The sequence below is a fragment of the Paenibacillus sp. FSL R7-0331 genome (assembly GCF_000758645.1).
In the GTDB taxonomy this organism is placed as follows: Bacteria; Bacillota; Bacilli; order Paenibacillales; family Paenibacillaceae; genus Paenibacillus_AQ; species Paenibacillus_AQ camerounensis.
This window is the reverse complement of sequence record NZ_CP009284.1, coordinates 481,788-507,149: the sequence shown is the minus strand read 5'-3', so window position 1 is coordinate 507,149 and position 25,362 is coordinate 481,788. Positions and strand designations below refer to the sequence as shown.

Sequence of the window (25,362 nt, the reverse complement as noted above, 5' to 3'; positions counted from 1 at the left end):
TGGCAGCCCGCATCACTGTTCCCCGCACAAGCAACAAAAGAGCTGCCTGATAAAAGGCAGCCCTCATCCATTCTTTTAATTTCCCGCTCTGATCCGCAGTTCCCCGCCGCTGCGCTCATCCGGAACCTGAATGATAATGGCGCCGCTTTTGCCGTTACGGGCCCAGCCTTGGCGTCCTTCCTTCAGCTCATCCAGACTGATCTCCGGCAGCCCGTCCACATCATCTGCAGCAAAAAACGGATAGCAGAGCGCAAAGCGCAGCATCTCCCGCGGAGACTGGTAGGCATCGGCTGTATAGGACCAGTTCAACAGCAGGCCGTCTCCAGTACCCTTAGCCTCCACAGCAATCTGGGAATAAGTCCCCTTCCGGTAAGCAAAGCTGTGCCCGTCATCCTCATACAGCGTAAATGCTGCTGCGAAATCCTTCTCCGCCTTACCACCGTACAAGTGGAAAATAACCGTCTCCGGCGTTTCCTCCTGGGCATACTGTTTAAGCGGCCCCTCTGCTGTAAAGGTTCCCGCCTTCACATACATCGGCATGATATGCAGCGGTGCAGCCGCAAGGATATGCTGTCCGCCCTCGTGCACCTCACCGTCCCAGTAATCCAGCCAGCAGCCTTCCGGCAGATACACTGAGCGATGGTCTGTATCCGGACGGTAGACCGGGGCAATCAGCACATTCTCACCCAGCAGGAACTGGTCACACAGATTGGTTACATGCGGATCGCGCGGATATTCCAGGATCAGCGGACGGATAACCGGCAGGCCGCATATTTCTGCTTCATGGAAAAGGTTATAGATATGCGGCATCCAGCGGTAGCGCAGGCCGATGAATTCACGCAGAATATCCTCGACCTCCTCACCGAACGACCAGGGCTCCTGGCGCATTGTTCCAATTGAGGAGTGGTTGCGGCAGTAAGGGAAGAATACACCCATCTGTGTCCAGCGTACCAGCAGCTGCGCCGAGGTGTGATGGGCAAAGCCGCCGATATCCGGACCGGCAAAAGCTAACCCCGACAGCCCCATGTTAAGCACCATCGGAATCGCCATCGCCATATGCTCCCAGAAGCTGCGGTTGTCCCCGGTCCACACAGCGGCATACCGCTGAATACCGGCATACCCGGCTCTGGTCAGTACAAAGGGGCGCTCACCTGCCATATGCTCCGCCAGCCCCTCATAGGTTGCTTTTGACATCATCATCCCGTACAGATTGTGGTACTCCTCATGGGTAACCGGACGCCCGTCATTGAAATGCATGACATCGAGATCCATCGTCTTGGACTCATTAAAAACCGCCGGCTCATTCATATCATTCCAGATGCCCTGGATGCCGAGGTCCGTGTAATATTTGTGCAGATCGCCCCACCACTCGGACGTCCGGCTGTCACTGAAATCCGGAAAGGCGCTGATACCCGGCCACACCTCACCGAAAAAGATATCCCCCTCCAGCCTGCGGCAGAAATGCTTGTTCAGCACACCTTCCTTGTACACCTCGTATTTCGGGTCTTTTTTGACGCCGGGATCAACGATCGGCACAATCCGCACACCAAGCTCACCCAGCTCGGCAATCATCTTCTGCGGCTCGGGAAAGTTAACCGGATCGAACGTAAACACCCGGTACTCGTCCATATAATGAATATCCAGATAAATTACATCGCAAGGGATGTTCTTTTCGCGGAAGGTCCGGGCCAGCTGCAGCACCTCCTGCTGATTCATATAGCTGTAGCGAGACTGGTGGTAGCCGATCGACCATTTAGGCGGGAGCGCAATCCTTCCCGTGAGGGAGGTATATTTTTTGACAACATCCTTCATCTCTGGCCCGTTAATAAAATAAATATCATACTCGCCTGTTGAGCAGCCGATCGTAAACGCCACCCCGTGCGAGCGCATATCAAAGTCACTCCGGCCCGTATTGTCGAGGAACAAGCCGTAGGTCAGCTCGCCGTGCATATGGATCAGCAATGGAATGGACTCATACAGCGCCTCAATCTCCGGAAGATGGGGAGCGAATACATCGGTATTCCAGTTCGTATAGCGCTCGCCGCGCTTATCCAGGAAGCTTGACTTCTCACCCAGCCCGTAGAAATGCGAATCCGGCTGCATATCATACTCGGCATGGCTTGCCCCGCGCGGATTCCAGCTCGTCAGGTTCTGCTGCATTACAATTTGGCCTGCCATGTTCTCCACCCGGATCAGAAAGGAGGCCTTTTCTATAATCAGACGAATGCTGCTAGTCGTAAAAATCAGCTGCTCCTCCGTCTCCTCCACCGGGAAGAGGTGCGGTATGCAGCTCTCTGCCAGTACAGCCGGCGATGTAGTCAGATCAGGAGCCTTGCCGTGGAACAGCTTCATCCGGAAGATCTCGTCATTTAAAAAGACAAACACAATGCCTGCCCGCTCGCCCCTGACAATATAAATACTCTCTGAGCGTTCCCAGGACTCCACACTCCCCGGGGTATTCCAGGTTTCGGTCATGACGATCGGGCCCATTTTTTCAGGGCGAATTGCCTCACTGCTCTCCATCTTCGCTTTCTCCCTCCTTGCGTGCACCTTTAGTAATAAATACATATTACCCCGACTTGACGGCGTGCTATCCGTGAATTTTATGACCTGCAGGTCATTTTTTTACCGGAGTTAGTCTGAATAGCAAATAAAGCGGGTATATTCTATGTAGGTCAAGAAGCAGGTCAGGAACTGACATGCTACAATACAAAGCTTAGGGAGTGAATTCATTATGACGCGCAACAATCCTTTTAAGTGGGGGAACCTGCTGTTCTTCCTTGGGGTTATCCTGGTTAACACCCTGTCTGTAACGCTGCCGCTGGGCGGGAACAGCACCCGTGAAATTTCTGACAAGTATCATACTTACCTTACTCCGGCCGGCTATGCTTTTTCCATCTGGTCACTCATTTATCTGCTGCTGGCCGGGTTTGTGATCTACCAGTTCCGCTCCGCTACGGGCTCCAGAGATTCGGTTCAGTCCATCGGCATCTGGTTCATCCTTAGCTGTGTCTTTAATATGAGCTGGCTGATTCTGTGGCATTATTTATACATCGAGCTGTCACTGGCCGCCATGGTGCTGCTGCTGATCTCCCTGATCGTCATTTACCGCAAGACCAGAATGATTGACCGTCCGACCACGGGTGAAAGCTGGCTGATCCGTCTGCCGTTCAGCATTTACCTGGGCTGGATTTGTGTCGCCACCATTGTTAATGTATCTATTGTGCTGCAAAAGAATGACTGGGGCGGCTTTGGCCTGGACGGTACAGTGTGGGCGGTCATCATGCTTGTTGTCGGCACACTGCTCGCCGTACTGGTCAGCTACCCTTACCGTGACAGCATCTTCCCGCTGGTGTTTGTATGGGCCTTTATTGCTATCGCACTGGAGCAGCGGGAAACAGAGAACATCTTTATCACCGCTTCCATTGCCGCCGCCTTACTTCTGTTGTACAGCCTGTGGCTGAAGCTTACACCAATGCGCAGGAGAGCCTGAGGCATTAATCAGAATAAAGCCTTAACAGCAGCACAAAAAGCCCGCTGACCGGGTTAGACCGGTTCAGCGGGCTTGTCTGTATTTCTATTTTTTGCGTGCTACCGCTTCAATCTCAACCAGACCATCCTTCGGCAGTCGCGCTACCTCAACCGCACTGCGGGCCGGATAAGGCTCGGTAAAGAAGGAGCTGTACACCTCATTAACTGCTGCAAAATCGTTCATGTCCTTCAGATATACGGTCGTCTTCACGATATGCTCCATCGAAGCGCCGGCTTCCTCAAGAATTGCCTTCACATTATTGAGCGACTGGCGGGCCTGCTCCTGCACCCCTTCAGCAAGCTCCCCCGTCTCCGGGTTCAGGCCGAGCTGTCCGGAAGTATATACCCAATTGCCTGCGGCAATAGCCTGGCTGTACGGTCCGATGGCGCCCGGTGCCGCTGTTGTGGCGATTTGCTTTTTACTCATCACATATTCCTCCTGTCATTATGTACAGATGATTATGTCCCATTGTACGGCTTCGGCTCTGCTTATTGCAAACTTTCATCCTATTTACCGTCCGCCGATCACGTGAATAACCTCATTGGTGTAAATATGCGTCCCGCCTGTATCCGCGAGTGCAATATTCACCATAGCCTTGGCGACCTTAGCACCCGAAATGGCCCGGTAACGGGCCAGCCTGCCGGTCATTGCGAAATCCAGCGCCTTAATGAGCACAGCAGCAGCGCGTTCGCCCAGCCTGAATTCGGGCCGCTCCCCCAGCAGCAGTGAAGGACGGAAAATATGCAGGCCGCGGAAGCCGGCAGCAGCCAGTCCATCTTCAGCCAGACCTTTGGTCCGGATGTAAAAGTTACCTGATTTGGCGTTTGCCCCTATCGAGGATACCACCAGAAACTGCTGCACACCGCTTGATTGGGCGAGTGCAGCAGCCTCCAGCGGATAATGCAGGTCCACCCGCTCGAACTTCTCCCGGGAGCCCGCTTTCTTGATGGTCGTGCCCAGACAGCAGAAGACGGCATAAGCTCCGGCGAATTGCTCTTTATACTGTCCGAGCTGCTCCCAGTCTACTAGCGTCTGCTTAAGCCTGGAATCCTTCAGCGCAAGCTCGCGGCGGACCAGTACACGCACCTCATCCCAATCACCAGCCAGCAGCTCTCGTGTCACTGCCTCACCGACCAGACCTGTAGCTCCCAGTACTACCGCTATCCTTGTCATTCAGATCCCTCACCTTCCCAGTTATTCGTCCCGAAGTATCCGGCGTCCAAGCAGCAGAGCAAGGGTTAGCATCAGCACCCCGACAATAATCTGCATTCCGTAGATTTGCGTCCACTCCGGCCAGTCAACGATCCATTCGTATATTCTGCCCCCGAGCAGCGGCCCAAAAAAAGCTGCCAGCCCGGTAAGCGCCGCATACATCGCCATGTACATCGGCCGTTCCTTCTTCGGGGTATCTCCGATAATAAAGTTAAAGGCCAGCTGGTTAAAGCCTCCGACGCCCATACCAAAAATAATATGTGCCGCGAACAGAACCGGCAGCATCGGCAGCACGGACAGCATTCCCCACATCAATGAGGATAACGCAATGATTGGCAGTGTCCAGAGCAGCAGCCGTTTATTACTGTACTTGGCATTCAGATTGCCCCATACATAGAAGCTGGCCATCATGAACACGGTCTGCGACACATTGAGCAGCGAAAGTGTCTCATAGTTTATATTCAGCAGCTGCAGCATAACGTAGGAATAGAGTGGAACCGTCAGGTTCTGCAGCAGCAGCCAGGCCGCAAGAAACAGCGTCGATTTCATAAACAGCTTGTCGTGGAGCGGCTTTCTGAACATCGGCAGAAATGACTTTTCCTCCGACTTCTCAAACGGCACATCCGGATAAAAGCAGAACACGATGATGTTGGCAATTGCACAGACCCACACCACAATATAAATAATGAGAAAGCCCTGGCTTCCGGGATAACGGTCCAGCATAACGCCTCCGCCGTACATCACCAGACTGCCCAGCGCATTCAAAAAGGTATTGCGGATCCCGAAATAACGCCCTCTCACCCGTGCCGGAACAAGGTCACTGATAACAGAGTTCCACAGCATTCCGCCTGCTGTACTGGAAATAAAAGCGGTTGTATATAAAATAATAAAGGCAGTAACCCAGTGCTCCTTCGGAAACAGGAATGGCACCAGTCCGGTTGCACCCCACAGCAGCCTGTGCAGGCCCGTAAAAATAACCATGGCCCACTTGCGGCTTGGCAGCTTCTGGATCAGGAAAGCAACACCAATCTGCGCAACATTGACCAGTGTGGTAAGCGCCAGCACAAATCCGATCTGGCTGGAGCTTGCTCCCAAGTACAGCAGAAATCCCGTCAAAAACTGCCCTTGCAGCAGTACCTGGAAGATCGTCGAGGGAATTCCTTCAATTGTAGCAATTTTCAAATTGTTGCGGTTGACTGAAGCTTTGCGGATTCGTTTGGGACGGGTACCGGGCAGCCTGTTTCTCATGATGTTCATGGGGCGGTAGACACTCCTTTGATGCGGCATTGGCTTCATTCTACTCAGCATCAACCCCAAGTCAATACAGCAAAGTCACAAAGAAAGTTGGAGGCTTAAGAAATCACAGCATCTGCAGCTACAGGGGAAGAAAGAGGGAGAAGCGGCTTCCCTGCTGCTCTTCACTGTGCAGCGTGATGAATCCGCCCAGAAGTCTTGCAAGATCATTGCTGATGGACAGGCCAAGCCCCGTTCCCCCATACCTGCGGCCGATTGTCACATCAGCCTGCTGAAAAGCTTCAAAGATGAGGTCATGCTTCTCGGCGGCAATTCCAATGCCGGTATCCTGCACATCAAATACGATCCAGCGCCGGGACAGGGCCCCTTCCTTATGCTCCACTGTACGGATATGAAGGGTAATGCCCCCTTCCGCAGTGAACTTAACCGCATTAGCAAGCAGATTGCGCAGAATCTGCTGTACCCGCTGGGGATCGGAATGAATAATATCCGGAACCTCATCATCCCGCGCAACTTCGAAGTTCAGCCCTTTCAGCTTCGCAGCCACACTGAACTGCAAGGACAGCAGCTCCGAAATTTCACTGACACTCAAATCTTCTTTGCTGATATCAAGCTTTCCGGCCTCAACCTTGGACAAATCAAGAATATCATTAATAAGCATAAGCAGATCCCCGCCCGAGCGGTGGATAATTCCTGCATATTCGCGGGCCTCCTCGGGGCTCAGGGAATCGCTGCTTTCTTCTATTAATTGTGACAGGTTGATAATGCTGTTCAGCGGCGTGCGCAGCTCATGGGACATCGTAGCGAGAAATTCCGATTTGTACTGGGAGGCCAGCATCAGCTGTTTAGCCCGTTCCTCCAGAGCAATCTTGTTCTTGTGCAGCTCCTCAGTCTGGGTGTATAGCAGTTCATTCGCCCGGACAATCTGGCCGTTGCGCATAAGCTCCAGCTGAAAGTCGCGGATAATCAGGGCAAACAGCAGGCTGAGCACCAGGCCGCCGGCCAAGGTCACAGGCATAATCTCTGTGAGATAGATCTTGTCGGGAATAACACCGAAGATAAGGATGTTAACTGTATTGATCAGGTTAACGATGAGAATTACTGTCAGCCTTTTGAACCGCAGTGAAGCGGCAGAGCGGCTCACCCACAGGCTGAGGCCGGCACAGACAAAGCCGAGTATGGACAGATTAATTACACCAGCCATTGCTGCTTCATTAATGCCAAAGGTCAGGCGGGTAATAGCAGTTCCTACACCGATTATGATAAGAATGAACGGGTGAGGGTACGCCAGCGTTGAAATAATAAGCGGCACAATGCGCAAATCAAAGATGACATTCTCATCCAGCCTATATCCGAAAAAGGAGCTGATCCAGCCGGCAAAAATAGCTACCAGCACCCAGCATATCTTTTTTACCCGCTCCGGGGCGTATGTAATGGTATGCTTATATATTAAATTACCAAGATAAGCCAATGTTATCAGCAGTGCTGTATTAACAAAAAAGATCTTAAGATATTCCATAGCCCCACTCCCACAGCTCAAGAAAATAAAAACCCTTCAATCCATACTATCATACTAGTATTGAATCCATAAAACCACAGTTCTACCGTGCTGTATATATGTATAGTAATAATAAATGCATATAAAAAGAAGAAGAGCACAAATCATATACGATTTGCGCTCTTCTTCTGAGGCGAAAACAAAGGCAGCATCCTGTTCCAGCGCCTTTTAGGCACCTGGTATCCCCTGTTTTTTTCAATAACAGGTTCATGCACCTCATCCGGCTCACCTTCCGCCTGTGTCCATAGCTCTGCATCAGGAAGCTTATAATACCGGGGATTGTAAGTACAGAACATATCCCCTTGCTGCGTAAGCACCCTGTCAGCCTGTACTTCGATAATCCTGCCTGCGACGACGGTCGGTTTGTACATGGGACACCGCCTCTTCATGCGAATGTGACTAGCGTATTATCTTATCCCGGGTATTAACCCGTTATTTGCGGACAGACTGCTCCCAGTTGCGGTACTCTTGCTCAGCCTGATCCTTGGTGTGGCCGTACCGTTCCTGCAGCTTGCCGATTAATTTATCTTTTTCACCATCAATTACATTAAGATCGTCATCGGTTAGCTGGCCCCATTGCTTCTTGGCCTCACCTTTGATTTGAAGCCATTTTCCTTTAAATACGTTGCTGTCCATACATGTTCATCTCCTTAGTTTCCCTTTGGTAGTTAGGTATATTCAGAGTTTCACGTGCTATGGATGTATTACCCGCCGCTGCTTCCGGTGAATCTGGACGGCTGCGAGCCGGCGTCGGATTTTGTCACATAATAGTCTATTAATTAAGGTATTCAAATCTTTTAAAATTTGATATAATCCGAATATAGATAAATTAGATACAGATAAATTATTTTAGGTTTAAGTGATTATTTTCACATGTATCACCGTTTTATTATGCTAAAATGCCTTCGGAGCAGAAAGAAGATGTTTTAAATTTTACACAATGTTTACTGATAAGTGTCAAAGGACTGCAACAAAACAGATCTATTACCGATAATAAGAGTGACATTTGTCATTTATAACGTGATAAATATCACTTCCAAGTCTATTAAAATGTTTTACATTTTAATATATATATTTTAAACTAATTTGGAGGTCATCACAAATGAAAAAAGCTTCTGTAATTTTGTCAAGCGCTCTGGTTCTCGGTACTTTGCTTGCAGGCTGCGGAAACAACAACGCTGCGAACACTGCTCCTACCAATGCTCCTGCAGAAACAACTGCACCAGCAGCAACGGATGCGGCAACCAACGCTCCGGCTGAAGCAGGACAATATCAGGACGGCACTTACTTTGGTACTATTGAAGCAGATGCTGAAACCGGCTGGCAGACTTACGCGCTTTTGACAGTTGAAGGCGGAAAAATCACCAAGGCTGACTGGAATGCGTTCAACGTTAAAAATGCAGGCGATCTGAAGAAGAAAGTTTCCGAAGACGGTAACTACGGTCTTGTTGCTAAGGGCGGCGCTCAAGCAGAATGGCATGAACAGGCTGCTAAGGCTGAAGCATACCTGATCGAAAAACAAGATCCTGCTGCAATCACTACTGATGCTGAAGGACATACTGATGCTATCTCCGGCGTATCCGTACACGTTAACGACTTTACTGCTGCTGCACAGGCTGCTCTTGCTGCCGGTCCTGCAGAAGCCGGTTCTTACAAAGACGGCGGCTACACTGCTGAAGGCGAAATGGATGCTACTTCCGGCTGGAAATCCACTGTTGCCCTGACTGTTGCTAACGGTAATGTTGTAGCTGTTAAATTCAGCGGCGTGAATGCTGCTGGCGACGACAAGAAGCAATATTCCGTTGACGGCAAATACGGCATGAAAGCCGGCGGTGCCCAATCCGAATGGCATGAGCAGATTGCCCAGGCTGAAAAGTATTTCCTTGAAAACAAAGGTGCAGCTCCTGCCCTGGATGCTGAAGGCAAAACTGACGCTATTTCCGGCGTATCGATCCACGTAGGCGAATACTTTACACTTGCAGAAAAAGCACTCGAAGGCGCGAAATAAGTAATTCGCTCTCCTCTTGCAGCTAATCAGACGAATGAGGTGAATTTCTCTTGAAGAAAATAGTCATTTTGGGCGGCGGCTACGGCGGCGTACTCACGGCTAAGAAACTGGCAAAGAAATTTAAGAACGACAAAGATGTAGAAATTAAACTTATCGACCGGAATCCCTATCACACTCTTTTGACTGAGCTGCATGAGGTTTCAGCGAACCGCGCGCCTGAGGATTCAATCAAGATCGATTTGAAGAAAATCTTTGCAGGTCTTAAAGTTGATGTTGTTCTTGACGAGATCAGCAACATTGATTTCAAGAACAAGAAGCTTAAATCAGATAAAGCTACTTATGCTTATGATTACCTGGTTATCGGCACAGGAAGCAAACCGACCTTCTTCGGAATTCCTGGAGCTGAAGAGAATACCTTCTCCTTCTGGTCCTATGACGACGCGGTAGCGCTGAAACGTCAAATCCGCGATATGTACACCAAAGCGGCCAAGGAAAAAAATCCGGCTGTACGCCGTGCAATGCTGACCTTCGTGATCATTGGTGCCGGCTTTACCGGTGTCGAGCTCGTTGGTGAAATGGCTGAACAGCGCGATGAATTGTGCAGAGAGTTCTATATCGACCCTTCTGAAGTTCGTCTGGTTGTTGCCGATATGGCTCCTAAGGTTCTGCCAATTCTGCCTGATAAGCTGATCCAGAAGGCCGAAGCGCATCTGCGGAAGCTGAAAGTAGAAATCGTCACTGGCGCCAAGATTACCGAAGTAGGCAAAGGCAGTGTTGCCCTCGGCGAGAAGAACGTTGTCGAAGCTCAGACTATTGTCTGGACTGCCGGCGTTGAAGGCTCCGAAATCGTAGGCACCCTTGATGTTAAACAAGAAGGCCGCAAGCGTATTGTTACTAATGAACATCTGGAAAGTGTTGACCACAAGAACGTTTATGTTGTCGGAGATAACATCTTCTTCATTCCTGAAGGCGAAACCCGCCCAGTACCGCAAATGGTTGAGAATGCTGAGCAAGCTGCTCCAATCATTGCCGGAAATATTACAGCGGACATCAAAGGCACAGCTAAGAAAGCCTACAAACCAGGATTCCACGGCACGATGGTTTCTATCGGCAGCCGCTATGGTGTAGCAAACGTTGGACTTCCAAGCAAGATGTTCATGCTTACCGGCTTTATGGCTATGCTGTCCAAACACTTTATTAATATGTTCTACCTGTCCCAGGTTGTGGGCTTCAATAAAGTATGGACTTATATGATGCACGAATTCTTCCATGTAGAAAACCGCAAGAGCTTCCTAGGCGGCCACTTCTCCAAGCGTTCGCCTAACTTCTGGCTCGTGCCGCTGCGTATGCTCCTCGGGGGTATGTGGCTGTATGAAGGTATCGATAAGATCAAGAAAATCTGGGTTGATCCGGATAAAATCTTCCTGATTCCTGCTGCTCCATTCGCTACAGACGCTGCTTCATCGGCCAGTGTAGCTGTTGATGCAGTTAAAGAGACCGTAGATGCACAGTCGGCAGCTTCGGCGGTATCTACAGCCAAAGAAGCGGTAGAGGCTCTCTGGGTTCCAGACTTTGTACACAATACAACGAACTGGTTCATGGATCTGATGTTCTACAACAACGATGGAACTTACACGTTCCTGGCTAAATGGTTCCAAATCGGCATGGTTTGTGCCGAGATCGTCTTCGGTATTATGCTTATTGTTGGTCTGTTCACAGCTCTTGCTTCATTAGGAACAATAGCTATGGCAGCTATGATCTGGTCGAGCCAGATGGCCTCGACGGAAATGCTCTGGTACATCGCGGCAGCAATTGCCACTATCGGCGGATCCGGCAGCATCTTCGGTCTTGACTACTACGTTCTGCCTTGGCTCAAGAAGCAGTGGAAGAGAATCCCGCTCGTACGACGCTGGTATGTGTACACGGACTGATGTAAATCAATCTCTTTTTAGCAATTCATAGCGCATCTGTGCTACATTTGAATAAGGTATTCCAAGGAGTAATGTGTCCCTGCGACACATTACTCTCCTTGTTTAACAAGGTTTTAAAGACTGGTTTTGTTGGGATATTCAGGGTAACGGATGCTTCCGTCAAAACCGGCATGAAGGAGAGAAGCTAAATGAACAGACAACTCATTGAAGATACCTTCCGGCAATTGCAGACTGAAATGTCTGGCGTCGCCGGTATTCAATTGGACCTCTCTCCGGCGGAATGTGAGCGGATGCTCGCGGTACTGGAACGCCATGATCTGGAATATGACCGCAAGGTCCATTTACTCGGTATTTATACTATTCTTACCGTGGCTGCACAGCGCCATATGGAATGTGTCCCGCATCATCACCGCCTTACCCGCAACATTTTGGACGGAGATTATTTATACAGCTTCTATCTGCAGTTCGCCGTGCAATGCCGTGAGCTGGACCTGGTCGCTTACATGGCTCCAACCCTAAAGAAAATGCAGATCAGACGTTCAAATGGAGACTTCGCAGCGTATGATCCGGCGGCTGGAATCGATGAGTTCCTTCTCCAGGAGAGCAGGCAGCGAAGCCGCACAAGCAAAGCCATTTGACAGGTGGGAATCCGATAGATGAAGCTGCATGAAGCCTTACACATTGACCTGAACCAAATTAACCGTGAAATCGAAAATTTAGTGGCCCGTGATAAGGATGTACCCAAAAAATCGCAGCTCGCCCAGAGTATTCTGCAGCTGATCGGCTCAGGTGGTAAACGGTTGCGTCCGCTGATGGTAATTGTCGGCGGCCGGTTCGGCCGTAAGCCTCCCGGACGCCGAACGCTGCAGCTCTCTGCGGCTGCGGAATTTATTCACGCCGCCTCTTTGATCCATGATGATATTATCGACGATGCCGGGCTGCGGCGCGGCGAAGCTGCCTTACATGTAAAGACAGGCGTCCTGTCTGCTGTCCACATCGGCAATTACATGTCAGCCAGAGTTATCGAGCTGCTAAGCAAATATACCGGGGACAAAAACCGCTACGTCCATGACCTGTCATCCGTAGCTACCGCTCAGCTCTGCCTCGGTGAGTACCAGCAGATGGAGCATGCCTTCAATTATGATATGACGCTCGAGCAATACCTGGAGAAATCACTCAACAAGACAGCAATGCTAATGGCTACCTGCCTCCGGGTCGGCGCACTCTCCACAGAGAGCCCCGGTGAAGTCGCGCAGCTTCTCTACCGTTTCGGCGAAGCGCTGGGCATGTCATTTCAGATCCAGGATGATCTGCTTGACTTCACCCAGTCTGCTGAGAAGCTGGGTAAGCCTGCCGGCAGTGATCTGCGGCACGGCCAGGTAACCCTTCCTGTGCTGTTTGCGCTTCAGAACCCTGCGCTCGATCCTGAGATCCGCAGGATTGGTCCTGACTCCTCAGAGGAAGAAATCTCTCACGTACTCGGCCTCATCACCGCCAGTGATGCCCTTACCCGCACTGCCGGGGTTAGCCAGAGCTATCTGGATCAGGCTGCAGCGATTGTGCAGCAGCTCTCTGAGTACCCGGCTCACGCCGATCTGGAGACGCTGCTTCAGTATTTTGCCGGCCGTGACTACTGAGATATTAAGGTATGTATAAACACTTTAAGCCAGCTTTTAAACGTGTAAAATTTTAACTATTTATTAAAGAGCCTTCGGGCTCTTTTTTTTTGCATTTCAGTGCCTATTGCCTTCCGGCAATTGTGGATTCTGCTAATTCGGATCACGCCAATTTGGATTGCGCTAACTGGGATTACGCAAACTATTTAGGTGGAATTTTGCTACCTAATTCTCAGTAAACCATCAGGAAAGGAGTGTTAGTGGGAAAAAGTCCAGTTAATTTTACCATTTTTGCGGTCAAAGGAAGTTATATGCTGGATTAGGTGGATATTTTCCAATTAGTAGCTATATTTATTGCGAAATAAGGGATTTAGCTGGCGAAAATCGAACTAAATGCTGCGTTTGCTAAACCAGGTGAACGCAGCAAAGCGTCCGCGAGCATTGTTTAGTCAGGTGTGTTGCGGGGTGCGGGTGCGGGGTGTGGGGTGTGGGGTGCGGGGTGTGGGGTGTGGGGTGTGGGGTGTGGGGTGTGGGGTGGGGTGTGGGGTGTGGGGTGTGGGGTGTGGGGTGTGGGGTGTGGGGTGTGGGGTGTGGGGTGCGGTTTGCGGTTTCGGTTTGCGGTTCGCGGTTTCGGTTTGCGGTTCGCGGTTTCGGTTTGCGGTTCGCGGTTTCGGTTTGCGGTTTGCGGTTTGCGGTTTGCGGTTTGCGGTTTGCGGTTTGCGGTTTGCGGTTTGCGGTTTGCGGTTTGCGGTTTGCGGTTTGCGGTTTGCGGTTTGCGGTTTGCGGGGTGGCGGTTGCTGTTTGCCTTTGCCTTTGCCTTTGCCTTTGCCTTTGCCTTTAGCAGTTGTTATACAGCAAAAAGGCCGCGTAGCCAGCCTTTACGCGCCCTTGCTGCCCCAAAAACTGGGCAGGCCTGTTGTCTTTTTGTTGTTAGCCAAGCGAGGTGAGAGCGAGCGGAGAGGAATTTTGAGCCTTACGGAGCGGGAGCGTCCGCCAGATAGCTTTCCGAAGGAAAGCTCGCCTCAGAAGCATATGGTATGTTTGGATTTCTACCGCGGACAGCGGGTTAAATGAGGAAATCCAAACATAACAGCGGCCGGAAGTCCAAACATTCCTCGCAGCAGAGCCTCCCCTACCGAGCGCCAGCGCGAACGCAAGCCCCCCCTAGCTAATATAAAAATAATCAATCAGCGTGCACAGTACTATCACCATACTGATTACCTGATTCAAATTATAAGAAGCCACCTTCATCAGCTTGCGGTTCGCCGGCTTGATAATCTGATGCTCTGTCATCAGGAGCAGGGTCGCTATGCCGATGCCCACCAGATACATCCAGCCCAGATCGCGCCAGAGGTACAGGAAGAGCAGAAGCATGACCATGATGAAATGCAGGCCTTTTGAGATCAGGAGCGCATTTTTCAATCCGAAGAAGCTCGGGATTGACCAGAGGCCATGCCGCCGATCAAACTCGATGTCCTGGGTACCATAGATGATGTCAAACCCGGCAATCCAGAGCATAACGACCGTGCCGATAACGAACGGTGTAAAGGCAATGTTCCCGGTCACAGCGAACCATGCCCCGATTGGTGCAGAGGCAATCACGAAGCCCAGATACAAATGGCTCAGGAATGTGAACCGTTTAGTGTAAGAGTAGCTGGAGATCAGGACAATCGCCACTGGCGACAAGATCAGGCAGAGCAGATTCAGCATACCTGAGGCAACAATAAAGACAGCATAGTTAATAATAATAAACAGGACAACTTCCTTCTCCGCCAGCAGCTGCTGCGGCAGATGCCGGTGTGCCGTCCGCGGGTTCTGCTTGTCAAAGGTCCGGTCAACCAGCCGGTTAAAAGCATTGGCGCCATTACGCGCTCCAATCAGGGCGATCAGCCCCCACAGCATCATATGCCCGGAGGGCCAGCCTCCGGCAGCCCAGACCATTGAGATGACTGCAAACGGCAGAGAAAAAAGAGTATGTGAGAACATGACCAGCTCACTGAACATTTTCAGCTTAAGGGCTGTCGTTTTAAAAGCATTCATAATTACCATAGTATTCGTCCTTTACCTTTGATTCCGTCCCCGGCGGCTGCTTAAGCCTGCCTAGCTGCAGACAAGCGGCGTGAGGCCTGCAGCAGCGCCTCATCCAGCGCTTTCAGCATACCGTCAATATTCTCCGCTGTAACAATTAGCGGCGGCTGGAAGGCGAGAACATTGCGGCCTACGCCGTTCTTCCCGATCAGATAGCCGCGGTCCTTCATCTCCTCCAGCACATCATCGGTCAGCTCAGCAGCACTGACTGCCGCATTGCCGGCCAGCTCGGCACCAAGCATGAAGCCGGCCCCGCGCACATCAGTGACCAGCGCAGGATAGCTTTCACGCAGCTGCTCCAGCCCGGCTTTTAGACGCCCGCCAAGCTCCGCTGCCCGGGCAGCCAGCTGCTCAGCCTCGATATAATCAAGCACAGCCAGCGCCGTAGCTGCTGAGACCGGATTACCGCCGAAGGTGGATGCCGATGGACGGTTCAACGAAGCAGCAATTTCGTCTGTTGTGGCGAAGGCTGCTACCGGCACGCCGTTGCCGAGCGCTTTTGCCATACTGATAATGTCCGGAACGACTCCGAAATGCTCTATAGCAAACATGGCGCCGGTACGGCCGTATCCGGTCTGAATCTCATCATCAATCAACAGCACGCCGTATTGCTCCAGCAGCGCCTTGACCTCGCGGAAATACGAAGCCGCCGGCATAATCATGCCGCCGTTGCCCTGAATCGGTTCAACAATCATCGCAGCGATCGTATCACCCTTTTCTTCCAGGACCCGCTTCAGGCTCTTAATGGACAAGGCTGCCGCCTCTTCCAGAGTCAAATCAGGATGATACGGCCGCTCAATAAAAGTAACATCCTCATCCAGATAGTTATCAGTCCGCCACATCTGCAGGCCAGTCACACTCATCGTCAGATTGGTGCGGCCATGCAGGCCGCTCTCCAGCGCAATAAATCCTTTGCGTCCGGTATGCATTCTGGCCAGCAGCAGCGCACCTTCATTTGCTTCTGAGCCGCTGTTTACGAAAAAGCTGCGCCGCAGATTCCCTGGAAGCACCGCTTCAAGCCGCTCAGCGAGATCAACGCTCGGCTGGGTCAAATACACAGTTGACGTATGCTGGAGCTGCAGTAGCTGCTCAACGGTACGGCTTGTAATAGCCGGATTGCAGTGACCGCAGGCCACCACAGAGACACCGGCGAAGAAATCCGTATACTCCTTGCCGTTCTCATCATAGACATACTGCATGCTTCCGCGGACAATCTGCGGGGCATCCCGGTAAAAATGTGCGGTACAAGGATAGAAATATTGCTTGCGCTTGGCGGCGACAGCCTCTCTGCCGATAAATGATGTTGGTTCCATGAAGATGCCCTCGCTTTCCTTCGGTAAAAGTCTACTTACTATTATATCGTGTGTAACTAAGCTTAGGGGGAAAAGAAAAGAATGCTGACCCTTTTTTTAATCCGGACCTGCCCTTGTGAAAAATGCCACTTATACAATCATGCGTTGGTTCATTACACTGCATCCGCGTATGATTTTAAATTTGAAATATTAATTAAACTGAAGTGATCCCAGGGTGTAGCCTGCATATACCGGCTTCAGCCCGCCCAGCAGGTCCTCTTTATTCCCGTTTCCGCCAATAGCAGCCTGATAGGCTGTAATAATAGCCCGCAGCGCCTCTGCACTATAAGTAGCGGCCTCAATCCGGAACGTGGAAATTCCCAGGCCCTTCATTTCATCCAGCACCGGCAGATAACACAGCTCTTTGGCGAACAGCAGATGGCAGCGTCCGTATTGGTCACGGTAGACCGGATTTTCACCTTTATCTGTCTTGAGCACCAGTACACTATTGTTTACATGCAGGTTATCCTCTTCACCGATCGGCTCCATCACCTCTGTATTCTCAAACAGGTCATGCTCCATATACATCAGTGCCGGCGTACCGTGTACGACAACTTCAAGCGGCAGATTGCTCCGGGAGGTGAACGCGGCAAAATGCTCCATTGTCATTTCCGGTGAAACCGTCAGCTTCTGCAAGCCTAGCTCTGTGTATAGCTCTGCGGCCAGATGGTTGTATACGTTAAGGTTAACATCCCCGATCATCGGGTAGCCCATATCCTTAAAGCGGCGGATCGCACCTAAATTCGTAACCAGCAGACCGTCAACCGGCAGACGTTCTCCGCCCAGCAGCTGGCTGAACTGGTCAAAATGCAGCTCCGTCATCATCCGCGGCATCCCCAGGTACAGCTTGGTCTGTCCTTTAATGGCGCCCAGCTCTTTAATATCCTGCTTGGTAAACGGCAGATCCGGCTCAAACACATCACCCGGCAGATACAGATGCTCTACTCCCAGCTCAAGCACCAGCTTCGCCTGCTCCATATTGTTAACACGCACTGCCAGCTCAGGCTTGGCGGATTGCGATTTTTTCAATTCTGCCATCCGTTCGCGCAGCTCCACAACCCGGCTCTCCGACAGCTCACGCTCTGCCGTAGGCGTACTGAATACCTTACCTGTACTATAGAACTTGCCTGTGCCCTCATAACGGCGGTTGATATTGGATAATCCCGGTTTGCCAAAAGCATAAGCAGTGGAAAAGTCACGTTTGCGGTTGTTGTGCAGCATTTTGGAATCTACATTGCGGTCAAAGCCGATCGGATCATCAATATAGCGGTCAAGCGCCTCGCCGTAGCTGTTAGCCAGCATAACCATGAATTCCTTATCGCGCATCCGGCCTTCAATTTTGAAAGAGGTAATTCCCGATTCGATCAGCTCCGGCAGATGCTCATACATGAACATATCTTTGACTGCCAGCGGATATTCAGCCGGGAACACATAGCCGTCCTTCTTGATCCGGTAATCCCAGCGGCAAGGCTTCATGCATTTGCCCCGGTTGCTGCTCATTCCGAACACCTGGGAGCTGAAATAACAGTTGGCCCCGTGGACCGAGCACATATCGCCGTGAATGAAATACTCCAGCTCCATTCCGCTTCTCTGCCCCAGCAGCTTCGCTGTCTGGAGGTCCATCTCACGGGAAGTAACCACCCGGCTGACCCCGAGATCACGCAGCGCGTAGATCATCTCCAGATTGTGGACATTCATCATAACGGAAGCATGGATCGGAACGGTCAGGCCCATTTCGCGGATCAGCTCCAGCACAGCCATATCCTGCACAATCAGCGCATCCGGCTGAACCTCATCCAGGAATCTGAGATACTCTCTTGCTTCCTCCACGTCTTCTTCACTGAACAGATTATTAACGGTAACATAAACTTTTTTATCAAGATTGTGAGCCATCACCAGCGCCTGGGCAATCTCCTCATGCGACAGGTTGTAGCCCTTGCGCATCATCCGCATATTCAGGACCGGTCCGCCAAAATAAACCGCATCACAGGCTGACTGAACAACCTCCTTGAAGATTTCAAACGTTCCTGCCGGTGCCAATAATTCAATTTCCCTGCCATTAAAAAAACGTGCCATGCTCGCTTCCTCCTAAATATTACAGTACAGCTACTGCAACTCCCATGATGATGAACATAATGACAAATAAAGTATCAGCTGTGCCCCACCTCAGGCGGTGATACCGGGTGCGCGGGGCATCCATACGGAAGCCTCTCGCTTCCATGGAATAGACCAGATCCTGCGCCCGGCGGAAGGCGCTTGTGATTACAGGTACAAGCAGCGATACCAGCATCCGTCCCTTTTCCTTGAGCGGCAGCTCCTTCAGATCCGCCCCCCGTGAGGCCTGTGCCTTCAGGATAATCTGCGATTCATCCAGAATCGTCGGAATAAAGCGCAGGGCAAGTCCGATCATCATCGTCAGCCGGTCAGGCTTCAGCCCCAGCTTCTTGAACGGGGAAAGAATGCCCTCCAGCCCCTGATTCAGCTTACCCGGAGTCGTCGTAAACGTCAGCAGCGAGGTAAAGGTAACCAGGAACAGCATCCGGATTACAGAAAAAGCACCCAGCCGCAAACCGCCCTCATACAGGGAAAAGGAGCCAAGGGTCAGCCAGGCTTCACCTTCTTTTACCGAAAGCATCTGTACAATAAAAATAAACAGCATCAAAAAACGCAACGGCTTCGCCGATTTAATGAAATATTTGAGCGGGATACGCGTTGACAGCATCACTGTTACCGAGAATACTGCCAGCAGCCCCATCGCTGCCCATGAATGCGAGATTAGAATAATAGCCAGATAGAGCAGCATTCCGGTTATTTTGGACCTTGCGTCCAGCTTATGTACCCAAGAGCCGGTCTCTATGCTGCGTCCGAGCAGCAGACGTTCATTCATGTCGATCCCTCATTCCTTCAGCCTGCAGCAAAGCGATCCGATCAGCCAGGCTTTCTGCAGTCAGGCAGGGCTTCTCGCCCTCCAGGCCGAACCGCCGGGCAACCGCGTGCCAATACCGGAGCGAATGCGGCACACTCAGACCGCAGCTCTCCAGAATGTCCGGGTCAGCCGCAAGCTCCTGCCCGCTCCCCTGAAAGGCCAGCCGGCCTTCCTTAAGCAGCGCCCAGTGATCGGCATAAGGCAGCAGCTCGTCCATCCGGTGGGTTACAATAACAATAGTCCGGCCCTGCTCACGGCAGAGCCGCTCCAGCAGACCGATCAGCTCAGCACGGCTGAGCGGGTCCAGTGTGGCTGTCGGTTCATCCAGAACAATAATCTCCGGGTCCATCGCCAGTACGGAAGCGATAGCAGCCTTACGCATCTGCCCGCCGCTTAGCCGGAAGGGGTTACGCTCCAGCAGCGCATGATCCAGCCCCATATCGGTCATAGACTGGCGGGCGCGCACTTTAGCCTCCTCCGGGCTCATTCCGAAATTGAGCGGCCCGAAGATCAGATCCTTCTCTACTGTTTCTTCAAACATCTGCTGCTCGGGGAACTGAAAAACCAGGCCGACCCTGCGGCGCAAAGGCAGCAGCCTCGGCGCTTTTTCGCCCGCTTGAATGGTCACATCCAGCACTTTGACAGTCCCCTGGGACGGCTTGAGAATCCCGTTGAACAGCTGCAGCAGAGTGGACTTACCGGAGCCCGTGGCTCCGGCAATGCCTACCATCGACCCTTTGGCAATATTGAGATTAATATCATGCAGCGCCGTCTGCCTCCACAGGCTCCGGTCAGCGTAGGTATAGCTTACTTGCTGTAGTTGTATGGCCATAATGTCTCTATAAGCTCCTTTTCACTGGCGGGAACATCCGCTTCGATCCCTAAGCGCCGCAATTCACGGGCAAGCTGCCAGGGATACGGCTCGCGCAAATGGCACTTTGCCAGAAGCTCGTGATCGAGAAACAGCTCCTCCGGCTTCAGATCGGCCGCCACGCTGCCCCCGTGAAGGACCAGCACCCGGTCAGACGCCAGAATCTCGTCGGCATCATGCGTAATCATCAGGATCGTGTAGCCTTCGTTACGCAAGCCCTGCAGAATATGCAGCAGCTCATTCCGGCTGCCCTCATCTAACATGGAAGAGGCCTCGTCAAATATGACGATGCCTGGCTTCATGGCAAGAATAGAGGCAATCGCCACCCGCTGCTTCTGTCCGCCGGACAGCTCACCCGGATGCTTGGACAGCAGCCCGCTGATTCCCAGCTTCTCTGTATACTGCTTCAGGCGTACGTCCATTTCTTCGTAGGTTAAGCACTGCCCTTCCAGACCAAAGAGAATATCCTCCTCTACCGTAGCCCCGATAAACTGGTTATCGGGATTCTGAAAGACCATGCCGATGCCCTCACGGATGGAGCCGATCGTATCTTCTTCCAAACGCTGCCCGCTGATCATAATCTCCCCGGCACTCTTGGGAAGCAGCGCATTCAGCAGCTTAACGAGTGTTGATTTGCCGCAGCCGTTCGGGCCGACAATGCTTACCCATTGGCCCCGGGGAACCGACAGCGTGATATCATGCAGAATAGGGTGCTCAGGATCATACCCGAATGCTACCCCTTCCAGAGAAATGACTGCTTCATCTGCGGCTTCATTTGTATTGTACAATTCCTTCATGTTCGTCATCCTTCCGCAGCTAGTGGCTCCGTCCGTCCAAAAACTCTTCAAACAGCGAAATCTTAGACAGCGAAGCCACCAGATAACGCACTGCAAAGCCGACCAGAATTCCGGTTACGATCCCGGTAACCAGCAGAATCGGCAGGTAATACAGAATACTTGCTGAATTGAATACCATGGATGCAGCCAGCAGCTGTCCGGTATTGTGGGCAAGTCCGCCGGCAATGCTGATTCCGATGACACTCAGTCTTTTGCCGCTGAAGCGGACAAGCAGGAACATAACCACGAAGCTGAGCAGGGAACCGAACAGGCTGAACAGCAGACTGGAAAAAGTACCTAACAGAAATGCAGTAAGCAGGGTCTTCAGAATCACCAGTACGAATGCATCGCGCCCGCGCAAGAAGTAAATACAGGTCAAAATCATAATGTTGGCAAAGCCCAGCTTCGCGCCGGGCATCAGGCCCATTCCGGCAAGAGGAATCTGGGCCTCTACTATACTGAGCACAACAGCAACAGCTGCAAAGATTGAAATAATTACTGTCCGCTTCAAGGCTGTAGCCGATTCCTTACTGGACATAGCCATCGATTTCATCTCCTCCCGAATCCCCTGCAATCTCTACCAGCACCCGGTGCGGCAGACAGACAATGGTCTGTTTAGGCTGGGTAATCCGGCCGAAGCCGAGGCACACCTGATCGGGGCAATCCGCTTCATACATTTCAATGCCGTAATCATGCACCTTGAGCAGGTTATAGCCGCGCTCGGTACGGATCTCAATACTCTGTTCTTCCTCTGTAAGCTGCACGGTCTTAAACAGCTTGCCGTCCACTGTTATATTGGCCACGAGATTCTTGCCCGGCCCGCCCTTATCATCGCCAAGCCATCTTGGAACGAGAAAAGCAAGCGCAGCAATCAGCACGATGGAAATAAGCCACACATCTGCGCGTTTCATAAAATTCTCCTTATTTTTTAATTAAAAACCAGACTTAATAATTATAACGGTCTCCCCTTAAACCTTCAATGAATGTAGTCGTTAATTGTCGGTTTTAAGCAGACGTTCACAAAATAGGCACGCAAAGGAGAAACGGATACCCCCAGAATCTGGATGGTATCCGCTTACGTTTCAAATACACGGTACAAGGCCGGCCCCGCCGCCTGCTGCTATCCGGTACGGCCCGGACACTCTCTCTTGTCCGCAGTTACATTTTTCCCGAAGTATGCCAGGAATAACCCGGCGAATTGCGGATCCCACTGGCTACCCCGGCCCTTCTCCAGAATAGCCAGCGCCTGCTCATGATCCATCCCTTTCCGGTACGGCCGGTCTGAGGTCATCGCATCATAGGCATCAGCCACAGCAATAATCCGCCCGTGCAGCGGAATGCTGGTCCCCGCCAGCCCGTCTGGATAGCCTTTGCCGTCATAGCGTTCATGGTGGGAGCGTACCCCTTCCAGATAGGGTGCCATCTTCTCCATCGGCTCAATCTGCCGCAGAATATTTTCTCCAAGCACCGGGTGGCTTTTGATCTGGTCAAACTCTTCATCTGTCAGATTGCCCTCTTTGAACAGGACATTGTCGGGTACGCCGATTTTGCCGATATCATGCAGCAGCGCCGATTTGCGCAGATCATCCAGGCGCTGGCCGGTCAGACCGGCAAGCTGTCCGATTATAACCGAATATTCAGCTACCCTCAGCGAATGTCCGGCTGTATAAGAATCCCGTGCATCCAGTGCAACGGCGAGTGTTGTAAAATAGCTGTCCAGCAGCTGCCGGCTCTGCTGCTCACGGTCCTGCAGTCCGCGCACCATCATATTGAAGCCGGCTACGAGCTTTGAGAATTCATCAGAATATTCATCCTGCACCTGCAAAAGACGTCCTTCTTTGATATTATTCATAGCCTTGTACAGCTCGTTAATCGGATGCTGCACACTATTGGTAAGAAGCCAGGCCGCTACTGAGGAGAAGAAGGTTCCGATCAGCAGCACCATTCCAGCCCAGGCCCAGTAGTTCTGAAACCCGACCAGCATGCCAGTTCCAGTATTGTTCATGCGGATATGGGTTGCCATAATAAACAAAAACAGCGGAAACGTTCCAATCAGCATACAGCTAATCAGAAATTTCGGACGTATTGGCACAAAGACATGCCCCTCCAGCGAAAAATCGACATTGTGCAGCTCCATTGCCCGGTTTCTGAATTCCTTAATTAGCGGAATGATAGCTGAACAAGTGAGATAAAATTCAATCAGTGCATGCATACTGGCAACCAGAACGGCCCCGGCTAAGGCCATTACCAGATAAAAGTAAGGAATAGTAAGCAGACCGGCATGAATCATCCAGCTCGTCATCAGAGCCGCCGGCACAGAGAGTCCCATAAGATGCGGCCCGAGAATCCGTATGACCGCATGCCTGGGCAGCTGATGCGTGTACAGATAGGCTTTCTCCAGCACGGCCAGTGCAGGCTGCGGGTCCAGCAGAGCCGCACGGATCGGCTTGATATGCCTGACAAATACACTGATCTCCGTAATGGCCATAATTGCAAATGAGAGCAGCAGTACAATTAACAGCCGGCCGTACTCCTCCATACTGATCTCCAGTGAAGAGAGCAATATCAGGCTTCCAACCGCCAAGACCGCAACAACGGAGCCAAATAAGTAATTGCCGATCTGCTTTTTTAAAAATGCCCCGTATATATTCATTAGCACTCCCATCCCCGGTCTTACCCAGTCCCTATATATATATTTGCATTTTTGGATATACTGCGATATAATAAAGGAATATTTGTTTAGGTGTATAGATATCCCCATCAAGAAGATGTCAGGCCGATAGCTTTACTTCTTTCTTTTTATCGGCAATTTGGACACAAATTCTTACGTTTTCTTGCATGACTCTTCCTTTTTATGAGATTAAATTCGAATATAGCATTCCGATTCACACTGGCGCGGCCTCGGAGCCGCAAGGATAAGAGAGAGGTAGGGCTCTTATCGTTTTGGAAGGATTATCTCGCCATACGGCTGCTGGAAATAACAAGGAATTACGACACCCGTCACTCACGGACGGCGGGGGATGAATATACCTATAAGACATAGACTGGATGCTTATCCGTTGCAGATAAGCACAGCTATGTGTGGAACATATTAGTGCCCGGTAGCCGCAGCATGCGGATACCGGGCACGTCTACTTTTCCGGGACTATTCCCGTGCATCATGTACATACCGCTCAACAAAACCGCTTACCTTTGCAACATAGCCCGCCTTATCCGTGTCATAGGCCAGCCCATGTCCCGCCCCGTGTACAATCAGCTTCTCTTTCGGGGCGCTGCAGGCCTCATATAACTCCTCCATCATAAAGAACGGTACGAACTTGTCAGCATCCCCATGGATAAACAAAATCGGCACCTTGGCTTTTCGCACCTGCTTAAGCGCAGAGGCTTCCCCGAAGAAATAACCTGCTTTTATCCGGGTAACCAGACTCGCGCACTGTACGAACGGAAAAGCCGGTAAACGGTACATACGCCGGAGCTGGTAGGACAGCTGGGCTCGGACCGAACTGTAGCCGCAGTCCTCCACGATCGCTTTGACCTGCACCGGAAGCCGTTCCCCCGCAGTCATCAGTACGGTTGCCCCGCCCATAGAAACCCCATGCAGCGTAATTTGCGCCTGCTGCCCCGTCTCTTCCAGCACCCATTCAATCCATTTCACCATATCATGGCGCTCAGGCCAGCCGAAGCCGATATAATCTCCCGCACTCTGCCCGTGGCCTCTCGCATCGGGAAGCAGAACATTATAGCCCAGATGCTCATAATACATTTTCGCTATTGCCCCCATATCCTTTCCTTTTCCGGAATAGCCGTGGGCAATAACAGCAGTACGGCCGGCAGCCTGCTCAGACGCCAGAAAATACCCCTTCAGATCCAGGCCATCCTCTGAAAACAGCTTCACTTCCCGGAAATGCTGGCGCGCAACCCATTCAGCCCCTTCTCCCCAGGAGGCACCGGCAACAGGCGGGTCAACCTTCAGATCCGGACTGCTAACCAAAAACGCCTTCGGTGCACGCTTGATCGCCACCCCGTAGAAAAAAAAGCCTGCATAGCTTAGTGCAGCTGCAGCGATAACAAGGACTGCCGCTATTACTATCAACCACATAGAATGATCTCCTTTATGTTCAGTCATCCGTTTATCTGCAACAATCTTTCTGCTTAACAGCAGAAAAAAAAAGGCTGCC

22 protein-coding genes are annotated in these 25,362 nt (G+C 51.4%); 5 read left to right on the top strand and 17 right to left on the bottom strand.

Annotation, left to right across the window (positions count from 1 at the left end; genetic code table 11):
* Positions 1–75 precede the first annotated feature (75 nt).
* Positions 76–2,523, bottom strand: a complete 2,448-nt coding sequence (locus tag R70331_RS02190; RefSeq protein ID WP_042172485.1) for a glycoside hydrolase family 31 protein — start codon at positions 2,521–2,523, stop codon at positions 76–78.
* Positions 2,524–2,734: 211 nt separating this feature from the next.
* Between R70331_RS02190 and R70331_RS02185 the strand changes: the two genes are divergently transcribed.
* The gene (locus R70331_RS02185) at positions 2,735–3,493 is read left to right on the top strand and encodes a TspO-related membrane protein (RefSeq protein WP_042172483.1); all 759 of its coding nucleotides are present in this window, start codon (positions 2,735–2,737) and stop codon (positions 3,491–3,493) included.
* A gap of 84 nt (positions 3,494–3,577) precedes the next feature.
* On the opposite strand, the gene R70331_RS02180 is transcribed toward R70331_RS02185, so the two are convergent.
* The 6 genes from R70331_RS02180 to R70331_RS02155 all read right to left on the bottom strand — a co-directional run bounded on the left by R70331_RS02180 (position 3,578) and on the right by R70331_RS02155 (position 8,192).
* The gene (locus R70331_RS02180) at positions 3,578–3,958 is read right to left on the bottom strand and encodes a RidA family protein (protein WP_039869407.1); all 381 of its coding nucleotides are present in this window, start codon (positions 3,956–3,958) and stop codon (positions 3,578–3,580) included.
* An 84-nt stretch (positions 3,959–4,042) separates the two neighbouring features.
* The gene (locus R70331_RS02175; protein ID WP_042172481.1) at positions 4,043–4,705 is read right to left on the bottom strand and encodes an NAD(P)H-binding protein; all 663 of its coding nucleotides are present in this window, start codon (positions 4,703–4,705) and stop codon (positions 4,043–4,045) included.
* 21 nt (positions 4,706–4,726) lie between these two features.
* Positions 4,727–6,001: an MFS transporter gene (locus R70331_RS02170; protein ID WP_042172479.1), complete on the bottom strand. Its 1,275-nt coding sequence runs from the start codon at positions 5,999–6,001 to the stop codon at positions 4,727–4,729.
* 118 nt (positions 6,002–6,119) lie between these two features.
* Complete coding sequence (locus tag R70331_RS02165) at positions 6,120–7,517, bottom strand: ATP-binding protein (protein WP_042172478.1); 1,398 nt, start codon at positions 7,515–7,517, stop codon at positions 6,120–6,122.
* A gap of 143 nt (positions 7,518–7,660) precedes the next feature.
* A complete protein-coding gene (locus R70331_RS02160) occupies positions 7,661–7,927 on the bottom strand; it encodes a hypothetical protein (protein ID WP_042172476.1) in 267 nt (88 codons plus the stop codon).
* 61 nt (positions 7,928–7,988) lie between these two features.
* On the bottom strand, positions 7,989–8,192 hold the full coding sequence (locus R70331_RS02155; protein WP_042172474.1) for a CsbD family protein: 204 nt from the start codon (positions 8,190–8,192) through the stop codon (positions 7,989–7,991).
* A 466-nt stretch (positions 8,193–8,658) separates the two neighbouring features.
* Here R70331_RS02155 and R70331_RS02150 point away from each other — a divergent pair, with 466 nt between their 5' ends.
* The 4 genes from R70331_RS02150 to R70331_RS02135 all read left to right on the top strand — a co-directional run bounded on the left by R70331_RS02150 (position 8,659) and on the right by R70331_RS02135 (position 13,132).
* Positions 8,659–9,564, top strand: a complete 906-nt coding sequence (locus R70331_RS02150) for a hypothetical protein (protein ID WP_042172472.1) — start codon at positions 8,659–8,661, stop codon at positions 9,562–9,564.
* A gap of 50 nt (positions 9,565–9,614) precedes the next feature.
* Complete coding sequence (locus R70331_RS02145) at positions 9,615–11,495, top strand: FAD-dependent oxidoreductase (RefSeq protein WP_042172470.1); 1,881 nt, start codon at positions 9,615–9,617, stop codon at positions 11,493–11,495.
* A 188-nt stretch (positions 11,496–11,683) separates the two neighbouring features.
* Positions 11,684–12,133 carry a hypothetical protein gene (locus R70331_RS02140; protein WP_042172468.1) on the top strand — a complete coding sequence of 150 codons (450 nt, stop codon included), beginning with the start codon at positions 11,684–11,686 and terminating at the stop codon, positions 12,131–12,133.
* Between the two features lie 18 nt (positions 12,134–12,151).
* Positions 12,152–13,132: a polyprenyl synthetase family protein gene (locus R70331_RS02135; RefSeq protein WP_042172466.1), complete on the top strand. Its 981-nt coding sequence runs from the start codon at positions 12,152–12,154 to the stop codon at positions 13,130–13,132.
* Positions 13,133–14,275: 1,143 nt separating this feature from the next.
* Here R70331_RS02135 and R70331_RS02130 read toward each other — a convergent pair.
* The 10 genes from R70331_RS02130 to R70331_RS02085 form a co-directional block, all read right to left on the bottom strand.
* Complete coding sequence (locus R70331_RS02130) at positions 14,276–15,160, bottom strand: UbiA-like polyprenyltransferase (RefSeq protein WP_156131063.1); 885 nt, start codon at positions 15,158–15,160, stop codon at positions 14,276–14,278.
* 41 nt (positions 15,161–15,201) lie between these two features.
* Complete coding sequence (locus R70331_RS02125) at positions 15,202–16,512, bottom strand: aspartate aminotransferase family protein (RefSeq protein WP_042172464.1); 1,311 nt, start codon at positions 16,510–16,512, stop codon at positions 15,202–15,204.
* Between the two features lie 189 nt (positions 16,513–16,701).
* On the bottom strand, positions 16,702–18,627 hold the full coding sequence (locus tag R70331_RS02120; protein ID WP_042172462.1) for a peptidase U32 family protein: 1,926 nt from the start codon (positions 18,625–18,627) through the stop codon (positions 16,702–16,704).
* A 19-nt stretch (positions 18,628–18,646) separates the two neighbouring features.
* Entirely contained in the window at positions 18,647–19,438 is a 792-nt protein-coding gene (locus R70331_RS02115) for an energy-coupling factor transporter transmembrane component T family protein (RefSeq protein WP_042172460.1), read from the bottom strand.
* The gene (locus R70331_RS02110) at positions 19,431–20,309 is read right to left on the bottom strand and encodes an energy-coupling factor transporter ATPase (RefSeq protein WP_042172459.1); all 879 of its coding nucleotides are present in this window, start codon (positions 20,307–20,309) and stop codon (positions 19,431–19,433) included. The genes R70331_RS02115 and R70331_RS02110 overlap by 8 nt, the downstream gene beginning before the upstream one ends.
* A complete protein-coding gene (locus R70331_RS02105; protein ID WP_042172457.1) occupies positions 20,285–21,145 on the bottom strand; it encodes an ATP-binding cassette domain-containing protein in 861 nt (286 codons plus the stop codon). Before R70331_RS02105 ends, R70331_RS02110 begins: the two co-directional genes overlap by 25 nt.
* Before the next feature lie 19 nt (positions 21,146–21,164).
* Complete coding sequence (locus tag R70331_RS02100) at positions 21,165–21,728, bottom strand: Gx transporter family protein (protein ID WP_042172455.1); 564 nt, start codon at positions 21,726–21,728, stop codon at positions 21,165–21,167.
* Positions 21,712–22,095 carry a NusG domain II-containing protein gene (locus R70331_RS02095; RefSeq protein WP_042172453.1) on the bottom strand — a complete coding sequence of 128 codons (384 nt, stop codon included), beginning with the start codon at positions 22,093–22,095 and terminating at the stop codon, positions 21,712–21,714. Before R70331_RS02095 ends, R70331_RS02100 begins: the two co-directional genes overlap by 17 nt.
* A 209-nt stretch (positions 22,096–22,304) precedes the next feature.
* Positions 22,305–23,837, bottom strand: a complete 1,533-nt coding sequence (locus tag R70331_RS02090; protein WP_042172451.1) for an HD-GYP domain-containing protein — start codon at positions 23,835–23,837, stop codon at positions 22,305–22,307.
* A 492-nt stretch (positions 23,838–24,329) separates the two neighbouring features.
* A complete protein-coding gene (locus R70331_RS02085) occupies positions 24,330–25,283 on the bottom strand; it encodes an alpha/beta hydrolase (RefSeq protein WP_042172448.1) in 954 nt (317 codons plus the stop codon).
* Between the last annotated feature and the right edge of the window lie 79 nt (positions 25,284–25,362).